This window comes from Mesorhizobium sp. PL10, assembly GCF_053714315.1.
The window spans coordinates 127,872-142,257 of the sequence record NZ_JBSKBR010000005.1 but is presented as its reverse complement, the minus strand read 5'-3'; the positions used below and the strand labels follow the sequence as shown (position 1 = coordinate 142,257).

14 protein-coding genes are annotated in these 14,386 nt (G+C 63.0%); 10 read left to right on the top strand and 4 right to left on the bottom strand.

Features of this window, described 5'->3' with window-relative positions; translation table 11 throughout:
- The first annotated feature begins 74 nt into the window (after window positions 1-74).
- The 5 genes from ACWGTO_RS10570 (at window position 75) to ACWGTO_RS10550 (ending at window position 5,303) form a co-directional block, all read left to right on the top strand.
- Window positions 75-1,004 (top strand): ChbG/HpnK family deacetylase, encoded by a 930-nt coding sequence (locus ACWGTO_RS10570; RefSeq protein WP_454574798.1) that lies wholly within the window; start codon window positions 75-77, stop codon window positions 1,002-1,004.
- Window positions 1,005-1,067: 63 nt separating this feature from the next.
- Entirely contained in the window at window positions 1,068-2,036 is a 969-nt protein-coding gene (locus tag ACWGTO_RS10565; protein WP_454574797.1) for a rhizopine catabolism ABC transporter substrate-binding protein, read from the top strand.
- 145 nt (window positions 2,037-2,181) lie between these two features.
- Window positions 2,182-3,297: an ABC transporter permease gene (locus ACWGTO_RS10560; RefSeq protein ID WP_454574939.1), complete on the top strand. Its 1,116-nt coding sequence runs from the start codon at window positions 2,182-2,184 to the stop codon at window positions 3,295-3,297.
- A complete protein-coding gene (locus ACWGTO_RS10555; protein ID WP_454574796.1) occupies window positions 3,294-4,145 on the top strand; it encodes an ATP-binding cassette domain-containing protein in 852 nt (283 codons plus the stop codon). Before ACWGTO_RS10560 ends, ACWGTO_RS10555 begins: the two co-directional genes overlap by 4 nt.
- Before the next feature lie 63 nt (window positions 4,146-4,208).
- On the top strand, window positions 4,209-5,303 hold the full coding sequence (locus ACWGTO_RS10550; RefSeq protein WP_454574795.1) for a Gfo/Idh/MocA family protein: 1,095 nt from the start codon (window positions 4,209-4,211) through the stop codon (window positions 5,301-5,303).
- 17 nt (window positions 5,304-5,320) lie between these two features.
- On the opposite strand, the gene ACWGTO_RS10545 is transcribed toward ACWGTO_RS10550, so the two are convergent.
- Together ACWGTO_RS10545 and ACWGTO_RS10540 are read right to left on the bottom strand one after the other, a co-directional pair.
- On the bottom strand, window positions 5,321-6,097 hold the full coding sequence (locus ACWGTO_RS10545) for a FadR/GntR family transcriptional regulator (protein WP_454574794.1): 777 nt from the start codon (window positions 6,095-6,097) through the stop codon (window positions 5,321-5,323).
- A gap of 120 nt (window positions 6,098-6,217) precedes the next feature.
- Window positions 6,218-7,108: an NAD-dependent epimerase/dehydratase family protein gene (locus ACWGTO_RS10540; protein ID WP_454574793.1), complete on the bottom strand. Its 891-nt coding sequence runs from the start codon at window positions 7,106-7,108 to the stop codon at window positions 6,218-6,220.
- A 97-nt stretch (window positions 7,109-7,205) separates the two neighbouring features.
- On the opposite strand from ACWGTO_RS10540, the gene ACWGTO_RS10535 reads away from it, so the two are divergent.
- Window positions 7,206-8,165 carry an NAD(P)-dependent oxidoreductase gene (locus ACWGTO_RS10535; protein WP_454574792.1) on the top strand — a complete coding sequence of 320 codons (960 nt, stop codon included), beginning with the start codon at window positions 7,206-7,208 and terminating at the stop codon, window positions 8,163-8,165.
- A 52-nt stretch (window positions 8,166-8,217) separates the two neighbouring features.
- Here ACWGTO_RS10535 and ACWGTO_RS10530 read toward each other — a convergent pair whose 3' ends face one another.
- Together ACWGTO_RS10530 and ACWGTO_RS10525 are read right to left on the bottom strand one after the other, a co-directional pair.
- Window positions 8,218-9,000, bottom strand: a complete 783-nt coding sequence (locus ACWGTO_RS10530) for a FadR/GntR family transcriptional regulator (RefSeq protein ID WP_454574791.1) — start codon at window positions 8,998-9,000, stop codon at window positions 8,218-8,220.
- 205 nt (window positions 9,001-9,205) lie between these two features.
- Window positions 9,206-10,195, bottom strand: coding sequence for a sugar-binding protein (locus ACWGTO_RS10525; protein WP_454574790.1), 990 nt, complete (start codon window positions 10,193-10,195; stop codon window positions 9,206-9,208).
- A gap of 453 nt (window positions 10,196-10,648) precedes the next feature.
- On the opposite strand from ACWGTO_RS10525, the gene ACWGTO_RS10520 reads away from it, so the two are divergent.
- The 4 genes from ACWGTO_RS10520 (at window position 10,649) to ACWGTO_RS10505 (ending at window position 14,278) form a co-directional block, all read left to right on the top strand.
- Entirely contained in the window at window positions 10,649-11,392 is a 744-nt protein-coding gene (locus ACWGTO_RS10520; RefSeq protein ID WP_454574789.1) for an ATP-binding cassette domain-containing protein, read from the top strand.
- Between the two features lie 55 nt (window positions 11,393-11,447).
- A complete protein-coding gene (locus ACWGTO_RS10515) occupies window positions 11,448-12,446 on the top strand; it encodes an ABC transporter permease (RefSeq protein WP_454574788.1) in 999 nt (332 codons plus the stop codon).
- A 24-nt stretch (window positions 12,447-12,470) separates the two neighbouring features.
- Window positions 12,471-13,241 carry an SDR family oxidoreductase gene (locus ACWGTO_RS10510; RefSeq protein ID WP_454574787.1) on the top strand — a complete coding sequence of 257 codons (771 nt, stop codon included), beginning with the start codon at window positions 12,471-12,473 and terminating at the stop codon, window positions 13,239-13,241.
- 209 nt (window positions 13,242-13,450) lie between these two features.
- Window positions 13,451-14,278, top strand: a complete 828-nt coding sequence (locus tag ACWGTO_RS10505; protein ID WP_454574786.1) for a helix-turn-helix domain-containing protein — start codon at window positions 13,451-13,453, stop codon at window positions 14,276-14,278.
- Window positions 14,279-14,386 lie beyond the last annotated feature (108 nt).

The window sequence follows — 14,386 nt, the reverse complement described above, 5'->3', positions numbered from 1 at the left end:
GTCGGTTCCATGCAGGACGGGACATACTTTGGAAGACCCTCGCGAGCGGCATGCCGGACAGGCGGTGCCCGTTCATGAATGCCCCTGCCGCTTCCAGACGACAGATCGTGCTGCATGAAGACGATGTCGGCATGTGCCATGGCGCCAACAGCGCTTTCCTCGAACTGACTGGGCTCGGCGCCTGCAGCTCCGGTGCGGTGATGGTGCCCTGCCCGTGGTTCCCGGAGATGGCCGAGGCGGCGGCGGCGGACCCCGCCCTCGATCTCGGCGTCCACCTGACGCTCAACAGCGAAAAACAGCACTACAAATGGCGGCCGCTGACGTCGCCTTCGCGCGCCGCCGGCCTGACCGACGAGTTCGGCTATTTCTGGCCCGATGTCGCGACCACCCGCCGCAAGGCAGCACCTCAGGCAGTCGAGACCGAACTCCGCGCCCAGATCGACACCGCCTATCGCGCCGGCATCGACGTCACCCATCTCGATGCCCATATGGGCACGGCGCTCTCGCCCGAATTCTGCGGCATCTATATCCGGCTCGGCCTGGAATATCGCCTGCCGGTGCTGCTGACCAAAACGCTGTCGGCCTATGCGCCCAACGACAATCTGGTTGGCGTCACCGAAGCGGCGTTCCAGCGCGGCGTTGCCGAGGCCCGCGCCAAAGGCTTTGTCATCTTCGACGCCGCTATCCAGACGACCTGGGGCCGTCCGCGTTCGAAGCCGATCGCGCCGGCCTACAAGGCGTTGGTCGAAGGCGTGCGTGAAGGCCTGACCTTCTTTTGCCTGCACTTCAACGCGCCGGGCGAACTCGAGCTGATCGAGCCGCGCTCCGCCTATATCCGCACCGACGAGTATGAACTGTTCTGCGACCAGGCTTTTCGCGACTGGCTCGGCGCGCAGGACATCGACATTATCGGCATGAAGCCGTTGCGAGAGGAGCTTCGCGCGCGGCTCGGAGCATCGACACCGGCAAAGGCCCGCAAAGCGGCCACCCGGTCAGCGCTGTAAGCCGAACCGTCGGCCTGCGGCGCAAAGAGGGAATTGGAACTGCAACGACAATGGGAGAGTGACATGAAGACCATTCTGAAACTGGCGCTCGGCGCGCTCGTCTCGGCAAGCATGATGACAGGCATTGCCCATGCGGCCGGGCTGAAAGACCCTAAGGATGTCCGCATCACTTTCGTGGTGCATGGTTCGGCTTCCGACCCCTACTGGTCGGTGGTCAAGCGCGGCGTCGACGATGCGGCGGCACTGACCGGCGCCAAAGTCGAATACTACGCGCCGCAAGTGTTCGACGTGGTCGAGCAGGCGCGTCTGCTCGACGCGGCCATCGCCACCAATCCCGACGGCATCGCCGTCTCCATTGCGGACGCCAATGCACTCGGCAAATCGGTCAAGGCAGGTCTTGCCGCCAACATCCCGATGGTGGTTCTCGATTCCGGCGAGAAGGAAGGCGCCGAGCTAGGCACCACGCTCTATGTCGGCACCGTCTCCGAATATGACTCCGGCAAAAAGGCCGGCGAACGGCTGGCCAAGGACGGCACGCTCAAGGTCGTCTGCATCAACCACGAGGTCGGCAATGTCAGCCTCGACCAGCGCTGCCAGGGTTTGAATGACGGGTTGAAGCCTTCTGGCGGCGGCACCGAAGTGCTGACCGTGTCGCCCGATCCGGCCGACATCCAGCGCCGCACCGAGGCCTATCTGTCGGCGCATCCCGACACCCAGGCCGTGTTCGCGCTGGGCGCCACCGCGGCCAACCCGCTGATCCCGTTCTTCCGCCAGAAGGAACTGTTCGGCAAGATCAAGCTCTACACTTTCGACATCAGCCCCGAGGTCCTGGACTCGGTGGTCGCCGGCGAAATGGGCTTCGGCATGGACGCGCAGCAATATCTGATGGGTTACCTGCCGGTGATCTATCTGGTCGAGCACGCAACGCACGGCTTCTGGCCGCAGAACAACGCCTATACCGGCCCGCTGTTCATCGATACGCCCGACAAGGCCAAGGCTATCCTGGCGCTCGCCAAGGACGGCATCCGCTAAGGCCTGAACGATCTCTGTAGGGGAAGGCCCCGTGGCGCTTTCCCTGCAGTCATCGACATTGCGAATTGAGCGATTGGGGAGCCTAATGGCTGTCGTGGAAGACAAGGCGATACCTTCGGAAGCACCAGCGAAAGACCGCTTCGGCATGACGTCGAAGCGCGCCGCCGGCGCCGATGAGAGGCTTGCCAAAACCGGCCGGCTGACGCAATGGCTGCGCCGGCCCGAAGCGGGCGCCGCCGGTGGCCTCATCGCCACAATCGTCATCTTCGCGCTGCTGCCCGGTGCCGGGAATCTCTACTCGCTCCAGGGGTCCATGACCTTCCTGACGTTGGCGGCGGAGCTTGGCATCATTGCCACCGCCGCCGCTTTGCTCATCATCGCCGGCGAGTTCGATCTTTCGGTCGGTTCTATGGTCGGCTTTGCCGGTGTCGTCATCGGCCTCACGGTCAAATATTGGGGCCTGCCGTTGTGGGGCGGCATCGCCTGCGCCTTCGCGGTCGCCATCCTCACCGGCTACCTCAACGGCCTGATCGTCGTGAAGACCCGCCTGCCCTCGTTCATCGTGACACTGGCCTCACTCTATATCCTGCGCGGCCTGTCGATCGGCATCACCCGCGCCGTCACCGGCCGCACGCAGATCCCCTATATCCTCGACGGTGCGCCGGACCCGGCCACATCAGGCCTGTTCAATGGCCATCTCCTGACCGGTTTCTTCCACTGGATGGGCACGCAGGGCTGGATCGCCACCCGCACCGACGGCATCCCATTCGTCGTCGGCATTCCGATGTCGATCGTCTGGTGGCTCGGCCTGACCGCGCTTGCCGGCTATGTCCTGACGCAGACCAAATACGGCAACTGGATCTTCGCCACCGGCGGCGACCTCAACGCCGCCCGCAACGTCGGCGTGCCGGTCGACCGGGTGAAGATCGCGCTGTTCATCTACACCGCCTGTGCGGCGACCTTGCTTGCCACCATCCAGGTGATGGAGGCGGGTTCCGCCGACACCACGCGCGGCCTGCTGAAGGAGTTCGAAGCCATCATTGCCGCGGTCATCGGCGGCGTGCTTCTCACCGGCGGCTACGGCACCGTCTATGGCGTGCTGTTCGGCGCGCTGATCTTCGGCCTGGTGCAGATGGGCATCTTCTACACCGGCATCGACACCGACTGGTTCAAGGTCTTCCTCGGCATCGTCATCCTGATGGCGGTGCTGGTCAACAACTACATTCGCCTCAAGGCGCTCGGACGCGGAGGCGGCAAATGACCAATCCGGCCCAAAACATCCAGCCGGCCCAGACAATCCAGCCGGCCATGGAATTGCGCGGCGTCTCCGTCAATTTCGGCTCGGTGCGCGCGCTGCAGGACATCGACATCAAGGTCTATCCCGGCGAGGTCCACTGCCTGCTCGGCGACAACGGCGCCGGCAAGTCGACGCTGATCAAGGTGCTGTCGGGCGTGCACCGGCCGACCAAGGGCGAGATTTTCGTCGACGGCAAGCCGGTCGCCTTCCGCAGCCCGCGCGACGCGCAGGACCTCGGTGTCGCCACCGTCTTCCAGGATCTCGGCATGATCTCGCTGATGTCGATCACACGCAATTTCTTCCTCGGCCGCGAGCCGACGAAGAGCAGCCTGCCCTTCTCGCGCATCGACAAGGACCGTGCCAATACCATTGCGCGTCAGGCGATGGCCGATATCGGCATCGACGTGCGCGACCCGACGCAGGCCGTTGGTACGCTGTCCGGCGGCGAGCGCCAGTCGGTGGCGATCGCGCGCGCCGTGCATTTCGGCGCCAAGGTGCTGATCCTCGACGAACCGACCTCGGCGCTCGGCGTGCATCAGGCGGCGATGGTGCTGAAATTCATCATCGAGGCGCGCATGCGCGGACTGGCCGTCATCTTCATCAGCCACAACATCCACCACGCCTACCCCGTCGGCGACACTTTCACCTTGCTCAACCGCGGCCGCAACCGCGGCACCTACGCCAAGTCGGATATTTCCCGCGACGAGGTGATTTCGATCATGTCGGGCGGCGAGGATTTGAAGGCGGTGGAAGCCGAGATCGCCGGGCTTTTGGCGCAGATCGGCAATCGGCCATCGGCACCAGGACCATGATCCCGAAAAGTGGGAACGGTTTTCGGACAAAGATCATGGTCTCTAAAAATCAAGAGTAGCAGCATGAGCCGGATACGAGTCGGCGTCATCGGCGCCGGCATGATTTCGCAAGTCGAGCATATTCCGAACCTACTGCGACTCGGCGACCTGTTCGACCTGGTCGGCGTCGCCGACCCGTCCAAGGTTTCGCGCGAATACGTCACCGACATCCACGGCATCGCCAATTTCGAAACGTCGGAGCAGCTGTTCGACCAGAAGCCCGACGCCGTCGTCATCGGCTCCCCCGACCCGCTACATCACGAGCAGGTGCTGGCGGCTCTTGAGAGTGGCCTGCATGTCTTCTGCGAAAAGCCGCTCTGCTATTCACCGAAGGAGATCGCCGAGATCGTCGCTGCGCGCGACAAGGCCGGCAAGGTCATGCAGGTCGGCTACATGAAGCGCTTCGATCCGAGCTACCGGCTGGCGCTGGCCTCGCTGCCCGGCACGGCGAAGACGCTGCGTTCCGTCTCGGTCGAGGTCAACGATCCCGACGCCTGGCCGTTCATCGCACACCAACACTACAAGCGCGGCAGCGATATTCCCAAGGAGCTGATTGCCGCCGCTCAAGCCGCGCAGAAGAAACAGGTCGAGCACGCCATTGGCCTGCCCCTGACCGAGCTTGCTTTCCGTGGATTTACCGGCGCTTACAGCTCCGCATTGATTCACGATGTCAATGCCGTGCACGGCCTGCTCGACGCGCTCGGCGTGCCCGATGGCGAGGTTGTCGGCGCGCAGATCTTCGCCAATGGCGACGGCGGCCAAGGCGCGGTGAAGCTGCTCGATGGCCAGGCACTGTGGACCATGACGCATCTGACGGTGCCGAAACTTGCTGACTACAAGGAGCGCATCACGCTGTTCTTCGACGATGCCAGCCTCGAGCTGGAATTCCCCTCGCCCTGGCTCAACCATCATCCGACCCGGCTGACGGTGAAAACATCGGACGGCCACACACTCTCGACGAAGGATTTGCGCGCCGGCTACGGCGAAGCGTTCGTCGAGGAACTGCGCGGCTTCTGGAGTGCGATCGTCAATGGCAATGAAGTGGTCAACCGCCCCGAGCACGCCGCCCGCGACCAGGCTTTGCTGATAGCGCTCACCAAGCAGCATTTGGCAGGATAGCCTGCGGGGCCCTGCTTCTATCTTGAGTTGATGACGCCGTCGGTGTTGGCGAGCAGCTTGCGCACCGCGCTGCGGGCAGCTTCCGGCCGCTGCAGACGGATGGCCTTCTCGATCGCCTCATGCAGCTGCTGGGCGTGCGCCAGGTCGTCGAGCTCGCGCGTCGTAAAGGTGAACAGATGATCGAAGGCGGATTCGATCAGCACGCCGAGCGGCACCAGAAGATCGTTGCCCGACGCCCGCAATATTGCGAGATGGAAGCGTGTATCGGCGCGCGTGCGTTCCTGCAGGCTCGTCGCCTCGCCCATCTCGCGGCAGGCCTGGCTGATCTCGGCCATCTGCTCGTCGGTGCGCCGCATGGCGGCGAAGGCGGTCGCTTCCGGCTCGATGATGTGGCGGAATTCCTGCACCGTCTTCAGGAACACTTCGCGGTCGGGTGAGGTCGCATACCAGGCGAGCACATCGCGGTCGAGCAGGTTCCAACGTTCCTTGGGTTCGACCCAACTGCCGATCTTGGGGCGCGACGCCAAAAGGCTTTTTGCCATCAGCATCTTGATCGCTTCCCGCACCGCCGAGCGGCTGACGTTGAAGGTCTCGGACCATTTGGCTTCATTGGGCAGGATGGTGCCCGGCGGATAGTCGCCACGCACGATCCTCAGCCCGATTTCGCTGGCCAGCGAGGCATGCACGCTGGAGCCGGGCACCCGGGTTGCGTCGGCCCGACGAAGCGCCGACGGGCGCTCGGCGGGCGCCGCCTTGTCGGGCTTGTTTCCCTTATTCGGCTTTCCGTCCCTCATACATTCCACAAAGTCCGGATTTCGAAGGCTGTCAAGCGGGGCCGGCCACGCCGGCGGCAAAGCCTGAGGCTGTGCACAGATCAGCTTACAACCTTGCCCCCAAAACCCTATTTGCCAGCCCTATTTGACGTATTTGCGCCAGCTGTGCTCGGGACGGAAGCCAAGCATGTCCCGGGCCTTGCGGTTGGACAGCAGCGTTTCGTACTCGCCGAGCTTCGTCTTGACCGGCACATCGGGGTAGAACCGCTTCAACAGTTCAGCTGTAGGCAGGTCGGATGAGGTGTCGTCATTGGCGGCGTTGAACACCTGGAAGCCGAGCCCGTCCTTTTCGACGGCGCGCAGCGTGATCTGGCCGAGATCGCGGGCATCGACATAGCTCCAGGCGATGCGCTTGCGGAAGCCCGGATCGGCGAACCATTTCGGAAACAGCGAATATTCGTGCGGCTCGATGACGTTGCCGATGCGAAGCGCGTAGATGTCGGTGCCGTTGCGCTGCGCAAAGGCGCGCGCCGTGTGCTCATTGACGACCTTGGAGAGCGCGTAGCTGTCCATCGGGTCGACGTCATACTCTTCGTCGAGCGGGAAATATTTGGGGTCGCGTGGTTCGTTGGCGAACACCACGCCATAGGTCGTCTCGCTGGAGGCGATCACCACCTTCTTGATGCCGAGCTTCACCGCCGCTTCGATGACATTGTAGGTGCCCATCGCATTGATGCGGAACACCTCATTGTCGGTCGTGATCATGATGCGCGGGATGGCGGCGAAATGCACCACCGCGTCGACCGGCTGCGGCCGCAGCGACGGGTCGAACTCGTGCAGGCCCATATAGCTCGACAGCGCGTTGAACACCTGGCCGCTGTCGGTGATGTCGGTGATCAGCGTGCGCACCTTGGGATTGTCGAGCGGCTTGGTGTCGATGTTGAGCACCTGGCAACCCTGCTCGACCAGATACTGCACGACATGGCGCCCGGCCTTGCCGCTGCCGCCGGTGAACATGATCCGCTTCGTCATTTTCGCCTCCAATGCCTAGGATTTCTGTGTATTGTCAGACAATATAGCGTTCCGCAACCACCCTCGCCCGCAAAACGGCGGCGCCAGATATCAATCATTGCAAACAGGACGACACGACATGAATACGACCGCCGCGCGCGAAGAAATCGGCTTCATCGGGCTTGGCCTGATGGGGCACGGCATCGCCAAGAACATCGTCGACAAGGGCTATGGCCTGACCTTCCTCGGCCGCAAGAACCGCAAGCCGGCGGAGGACCTGCTTGGCCGCGGCGCAAAGGAAGCGGCAACCTCGCGTGAAGTAGCGGCGGCATCCGACATCGTCTTCATCTGTGTCACCGGCTCGCGCGAGGTCGAAGCCATCATCCGCGGCCCAGGCGGCCTCAAGGAGGGCCTTAAAAAGGGCTCCGTCGTCGTCGACTGCTCGACCTCCGATCCGGTCTCGACCGTGGCGCTGGCGGCGGAACTGAAGGAGATCGGCGTCGACTTTGTCGATGCCCCGCTCAGCCGTACACCGAAGGAAGCCTGGGAAGGGACGCTCGACGCCATGGTCGGCGCGCCCGATGCGCTCTTTGCCCGCGTGAAGCCGGTGATCGAAACCTGGGCCGGGCGCATCGTGCACATCGGCGACACCGGCGACGGCCACCGCATGAAACTGCTCAACAACTTCATTTCACTGGGCTACGCCGCTATCTATTCCGAAGCGCTGGCGCTGGCCGAGAAGGTCGGCATCTCGCCGCCGCGTTTCGACAGCGTCATCCGCAACGGTCGCATGGATTGCGGCTTCTACCAGACCTTCATGCGCTGGACGCTGGAAGGCGACCGCGACGCGCACAAATTTACCATCGCCAATGCCTTCAAGGACCTGACCTATCTGGAATCGATGGCGGGTGCTGCCGGCATCGCCAACCCGCTCGGCAATGCCACAAAGAATTCCTTTGCCGGCGCCCATACCACCGGCCCGGCCGAACAGTTCGTGCCGATGCTGGCGACCCATGTCGCCAAGGTGAACGGCGTCGACCTGATGCCGATGAAGGACGGCAAGAAGCAGACGATCTGAACTCAGCGATACGCGCCTCGCGCATTGCCTCGCTTCTGGCTGCCGTCTGAAATCACCGCCGCGACCGCTCGACAACCTCGTCGGTGTTGGCAAGCAGCCTGTGGACCGCGTTGCGGGCGGCGGCCGGGCGTTTGAGGCGAACGTTCTTTTCGATTGCCTCATGCAGGGACTGCGCCCGCCGCTGGTCGCTGTGCTCGCGCGTAACGAAGACGAACAGGTGGTCGAGCGCCGATTCTATCAGCACGCCGAGCGGCACCAGGAGATCGTTGCCTGACGCCCGCAATATGGCGAGATGGAAGCGCGTGTCTGCGCGGATGCGCTGCTGCAGGCTCGTCGCCTCGCCCATCTCGCGGCAGGCCTGGCTGATCTCGGCCATCTGCTCGTCGGTGCGCCGGATCGCGGCAAAGGCGCTGGCTTCCGGCTCGATGATGTGGCGGAACTCCTGTACGGTGCGCAGGAACGCCTCCCGGTCCGGTCCAGCCGCATACCAGGCCAGCACATCGCGGTCGAGCAGGTTCCAGCGCTCCCTGGGCTCGACCCAGCTGCCGATCTTGGGGCGCGACGCCAAAAGGCTTTTCGCCATCAGCATCTTGATCGCTTCGCGCACAGCCGAGCGGCTGACGTTGAAAATCTCGGACCATTTGGCTTCATTGGGCAGGATGGTGCCCGGCGGATAGTCGCCACGCACGATCCTCAGCCCGATTTCGCTGGCCAGAGAGGCGTGCACGCTGGAGCCCGGGTTCCACGCCATATCCGGCCGTCGAACGGCCTTTGCGGGCGGGCTGGCCGGCGCTTGCGCCCTGGCGGATCGCTTTCTGGATGTGTCGTCCGGCATCTTGTTCCGGCATCGGCAATATGTCGCTGGGAAATCGTCCGGAATTGTCCGTGCCCGGCATCTCTTCGCCGAAAGCCAACCTTCGTCGAAGCAAAGGCGCATGGGCCCGTCAAAGCCGGAGCTTGCCGCCCCGACAATGCTGCCTGTCCTTGTCCCTGAGGGATGTGACGGGGCGCCCTCAAAGGACGCCCCGGTATTGCCGAAACTACTTCTGGATGCAGGTGTCGACCGTATCCTTGGTGCATTCGTCGAGGCCGGTGAACACCGGATCGGCGACGGCCTTGCCTTCGATGAGATCGATCATCACCGACGGCGCCTTGTAGCCCATTTCGAACGGCCGCTGGCCGACCAGCGCGGTCACCAGCCCATCCTTGGCGATCGCCACTTCGTCGCCGATCGTGTCGGCGGCGCCGATGACGAAATCGTTGCTGGCGATGCGGTCCTTGAGCGGCCCGAACAGGTCGCGATAGGGCTGCGGGGCGCCGAACAGCGGCCAGCCGCCCATGATGCCGAATGCGTCGAGCTTGGGGTTGGCGGCGAGGATGTCGGTCATCGCCTGAACGCCCTTGGCGCCGTCGTCATTGGTAAACACCGGGCAACCGGCAACTTCGGTCCAGCCACCTTCGCCGGCCAGTGCCGCGAGGCCTTCCTTGCCCGACAGCGCGTCACGCATGCCTTGCGCGCGGCGCAGGATGTTGTCGGCCGCCGGATTGCCTTCGATGGTGCAGATCGTGCCGCCGTTCGGCTTGCCCTTCTTGATGTACTCGCCGATCTTCTTGCCCATCAGATAGTTGTCGGTGCCGAGATAGGTCTTGCGAAGGGCTGCATCCTCCTTGGCGAGATCGGCGTCGACGGTCATGATCGGGATCGTCGGATTGGCGGTCTTGATCGTCTGCGCGATCAGCGGCGCGTTGGACGGCGAAATCGCCATCGCCACCGTGTCGGCCTTGCTCAGCATGTCCTGAACGATCTGCGCCTCGCCGGCCTCGTCGGAGGTCGACGCCGGGCCGGTGTAGAAGCATTCATATTCCGAGCTGGCGTTTTCCTTGTTCCATTTCTCGCAGCCCTGGTGGATGGCCTCGAAGAACGGATTGTCGAGACCTTTCACCACGATGACGAGCTGCTTCTTGGCCAAAGCCGGCCCGGCGCCCAGCGCCATGGCGGCGACGGCGGCAAGCAAAAGTGTTTTCCTCATGTCAGTCCTCCCTTTGCAAACAAACGGACACGGCGTGCCCGCCACACAGACCAACCCGGATGCGGCGGACCGAGGATCGTCATGCGAGCGCTCGTGTGGCCAGGCCGGATCGATAAGCATTTTCAATTCGGTCAGTCAGGTTCGAATGGAACCTGCGCAGACCGCACATCCCTGCTGACCCGCCCGGCAAGCCGGCGTGGGGTCGGCTGGATGCCCTCCAGCATCCAGCTAATATCGGCTCGCGGCCAACGTCAATCCTATTTGTCCTACAAAACTGATTTTTAGATTCCTGCGGCACAAACCATTCGATATAAGCTGCTTTCTTATTCGTCTGACAATTGACGACCGCACAGGCTTTGCGTAAATGCCGGTTATCGCTGCCTCTGGGAGGACGTTGAGATAGCGAGGGCTGAGGCAAACGACCGGCGGCCAAAACATGGGAGGCAAAGTCTGGTGGCGGTTCTCGAACTCACCAACATCTCGAAACATTTCGGCGCCATCCAGGCGGTCAACGATGTCTCGTTGGCGATCGAGCCGGGACAGGTTGTCGGCCTGATGGGCGATAACGGCGCCGGCAAGTCGACGCTGGTCAAGATGATCGCCGGCAATTTCCACCCGAGCCACGGGATCATGCGGCTGGAAGACAAGGAACTGATCCTGCACAAGCCGGCGGATGCGCGCCAGCACGGCATCGAGATCGTTCACCAGGACCTGGCGCTGTGCAACAATCTCACCGCCGCCGCCAATGTCTATCTCGGCCGCGAGCTGCGCCGGGGCGTCGGACCGTTCCGCGTCCTCGACTACGCCGCCATGTACAAGCGCGCCGGCCAGCTTTTCGCTCAGCTGAAATCGGAAACGCGGCCCCGCGACCTCGTCAAGCAGATGTCGGGCGGCCAACGCCAGGCCGTGGCGATCGCCCGCACCATGCTGTCGCAGGCCAAGATCGTGCTGATGGACGAGCCGACGGCGGCTATTTCGGTCAGGCAGGTGGCCGAGGTGCTCAATCTGATCCGCCATCTGCGCGATCAGGGCATCGCAGTCGTACTGATCAGCCACCGCATGCCCGACGTCTTCGACGTGGCCGATCGCGTCATCGTCATGCGGCGCGGCCGGAAGGTCGCCGACAAGACCATTGCTTCAAGTTCGCCCGAGGAAGTCACCGGGCTGATCACCGGAGCCATCGAGCAAGTGGCATGAGCAGGACGCAGTCAACCACGCCGGCGCACTTGGCCATCGGCAGGAGAGGTCGATAATGGCAGTCACCCTTGACCAGACGATCGCGCAGAAACAGCACACTTTTCTGTCGCGCATGTTCTCCAACCAGACCTTCTGGGTGGTGATCGCCGTCATCCTCGCCTGCATCTTCCTGTCGTTTGCCACCGACGCCTTCGCCACCTCGAAGAACCTTTACAACATCACCCGCAACATCACCTTCGTTGCCATCATCGCGCTGGGCATGACCTTCGTCATCATCACCGGCGGCATCGACCTGTCGGTCGGCTCGGTGCTGTGTCTGTCGTCCATGGTGCTGGCCGTCACCATGCATGCCGGCTATTCGATCGAGATCGGCATCCTCGCCTCGATTGCGACCGCGCTCGCCATCGGCGCTTTCAACGGCGTGCTGATCGCCTATCTCGGCTTTCCACCCTTCGTGGTGACGCTGGGCATGCTGTCGATCGCGCGCAGCCTGGCCATGGTCGCTTCCAACAACACCGTGGTCTTCCAGTTCGGCCCCGACCACGACAAGCTCTTGGCACTGGGCGGCGGCGCCTGGGTGTTCGGCATCGCCAATCCCGTGCTCTACATGATCATTTTGGCGCTGATCACCGGCTTCACCTTGCGCTGGACCAAGTTCGGCCGGCACATCTTCGCCATCGGCGGCAATGAGCATGCGGCGACGCTGACCGGCGTTCCCGTACGCCAGATCAAGGTCGCCGTCTACATGATCTCGGCGCTCTCGGCAGGCATTGCCGGCATCATCCAGACCGGCTGGCTCGGCGCCGTCACCACCAACCTCGGCAACGGCATGGAGCTGCAGGTGATCGCCGCCACCGTCATCGGCGGTGCGGACCTCGCCGGCGGCGTCGGCACCGCCTTCGGCGCCATTGTCGGCGCTGCCCTCATCGAAGTGATCCGCAACAGCCTGGGCCTGCTCGGCATCAACGCTTTCTGGCAAGGTGTCTTCATCGGCGGCGCTATCCTGCTCGCGGTGTTGTTCGACCGCATCCGCAACTTCAGGCGCAACGACTAAAACCTTTCGCTGGAAACCATTGAGTTGACACCGAAATCCCTGTTCAGCCTTGGCGGGCGGCTGGCACTCATCACGGGCTCCAGCCAGGGCATTGGCCTGGCGCTGGCGCGCGGCCTTGCCGAACATGGCGCAAGCGTCGTGCTCAACGGTCGCGAGGCGGACAAAGTCGCCAATGCTGTCGCAGGCTTGCGCGATGCCGGCTTCAAGGCGCACGCCTCGACCTTCGACGTGACGGATTTTCGCGCGGTGGATGCTGATGTCGCCCGTATCGAGGCCGAAATCGGTCCCATCGACATCCTGATCAACAATGCCGGCGTGCAGTTCCGCGCCCCGCTCGAAGATTTTCCCGAGGAGCAGTGGGAGCGGTTGTTCAAGACCAACGTCTCCGGCGCCTTCCATGCCGGCAAGGCGGTGGCTCGTCACATGATCGCGCGCGGCAAGGGCAAGATCATCAACATCGGCTCGGTACAGAGCGAACTCGCCCGGCCCAACATCGCCCCCTATACCGCGACCAAAGGCGCGATCCGCAACCTGACTCGTGGCATGTGCACCGATTGGGCGAAACACGGCCTGCAGGTCAATGCGATAGCGCCCGGCTATTTCCGTACCGAGATGAACCAGGCGCTGGTCGACAACGCCGAATTCTCCGCCTGGCTGGAAAAGCGCACGCCGGCCGGCCGCTGGGGCACCGTCGACGAACTGATCGGCGCCGCCGTCTTCCTGGCGTCGGACGCATCGTCCTTCGTCAACGGCCACACGCTCTATGTCGATGGCGGCATGACGGTCTCGGTTTAAAGTTCCACTTCCCTTCCCCCTTGTGGGAGAACGAGAAACCAGCGTCAGCGCTATTCTCTTTTCTACCTATCGCGCAGTCTGAAAATCGGCTGGCATGGATCAGCATCGGCGCCCATCCAAACCTCCATACCTTGACGCGAACCTAAACTCAGCCGCACAATCGCCAATGCAGGCGAAGGGAGGCCAGTCGTCTGCGGGAGGATATACCCATGACGGACGCGATCAGGCTCTATTGGGGCCGGTTCGGACATGTTTCTGTCCTGAATGTCGCCAGCGACTTCGTTACCCACGCCCATGTCGAGGCCCATATCATCATCTGGCTGGAAGGCACGGCCGGCGAAATGACCATCGGCCGCGAGACGGTGGCCTTGGGTCCCGGCACCGCGGCAGGGATCAACTCTTTCCAGCCGCATAGCCATATCCTGTCGCAGAATGGCAGGCCGGGTCTGTTCCTCGCCTTCTACATCGATCCCGACTGGGCGCGCCGGCGCCGTGACCTGCCTTCGTCGGCGCCGCTGTTTGCGCAGGCCGCGATCACGCTCGAGCCCTGGTTGCACCAGGCAGCCGCCAATCTGCTCGATCATCTGAACGACAATGAAAGCGTCGACGACATCGCCAATTACGAGATCGAGCGCTTCATCGACTCCGTGCTCGACGCCGCCGACGCTTCAGCGCCACAAGAGGCGCGCATCCGCATCAACACCATGCAGGATTTCCGTGTCCGCAAGGCGATCCAGTTGATGAAGGCCAATGTCTGTGAGCGCATTTCGTTCGATGACGTCGCCCGCAGCGTCGGCCTGTCGCGGCCGCATTTCTTTGCGCTGTTCAAGGAACAGACCAATCTGACACCCAACGTGTACTGGAACACGCTGCGCATGGAGGAAGCCGTGCGGCAATTGCAATGGTCGCAGGAACCGCTGATCTCGGTCGCCTGCAATCTCGGCTTCACCACACAGGGCAATTTCTCGCGCTTCTTCCGCGATCATGTCGGTGTGCCGCCGACGCTTTACCGCGAGGCGGCGCGGGCGATGGCCTAGGCGATCTGCTCGTTTTTCAGACTCCTTGATAGGGCCGCAAGACCCATTGATAAGTGCCGCGCTGGCCGCCGCCCTACCCTTGAATGCAAATTTGATTGCAAGGGAACG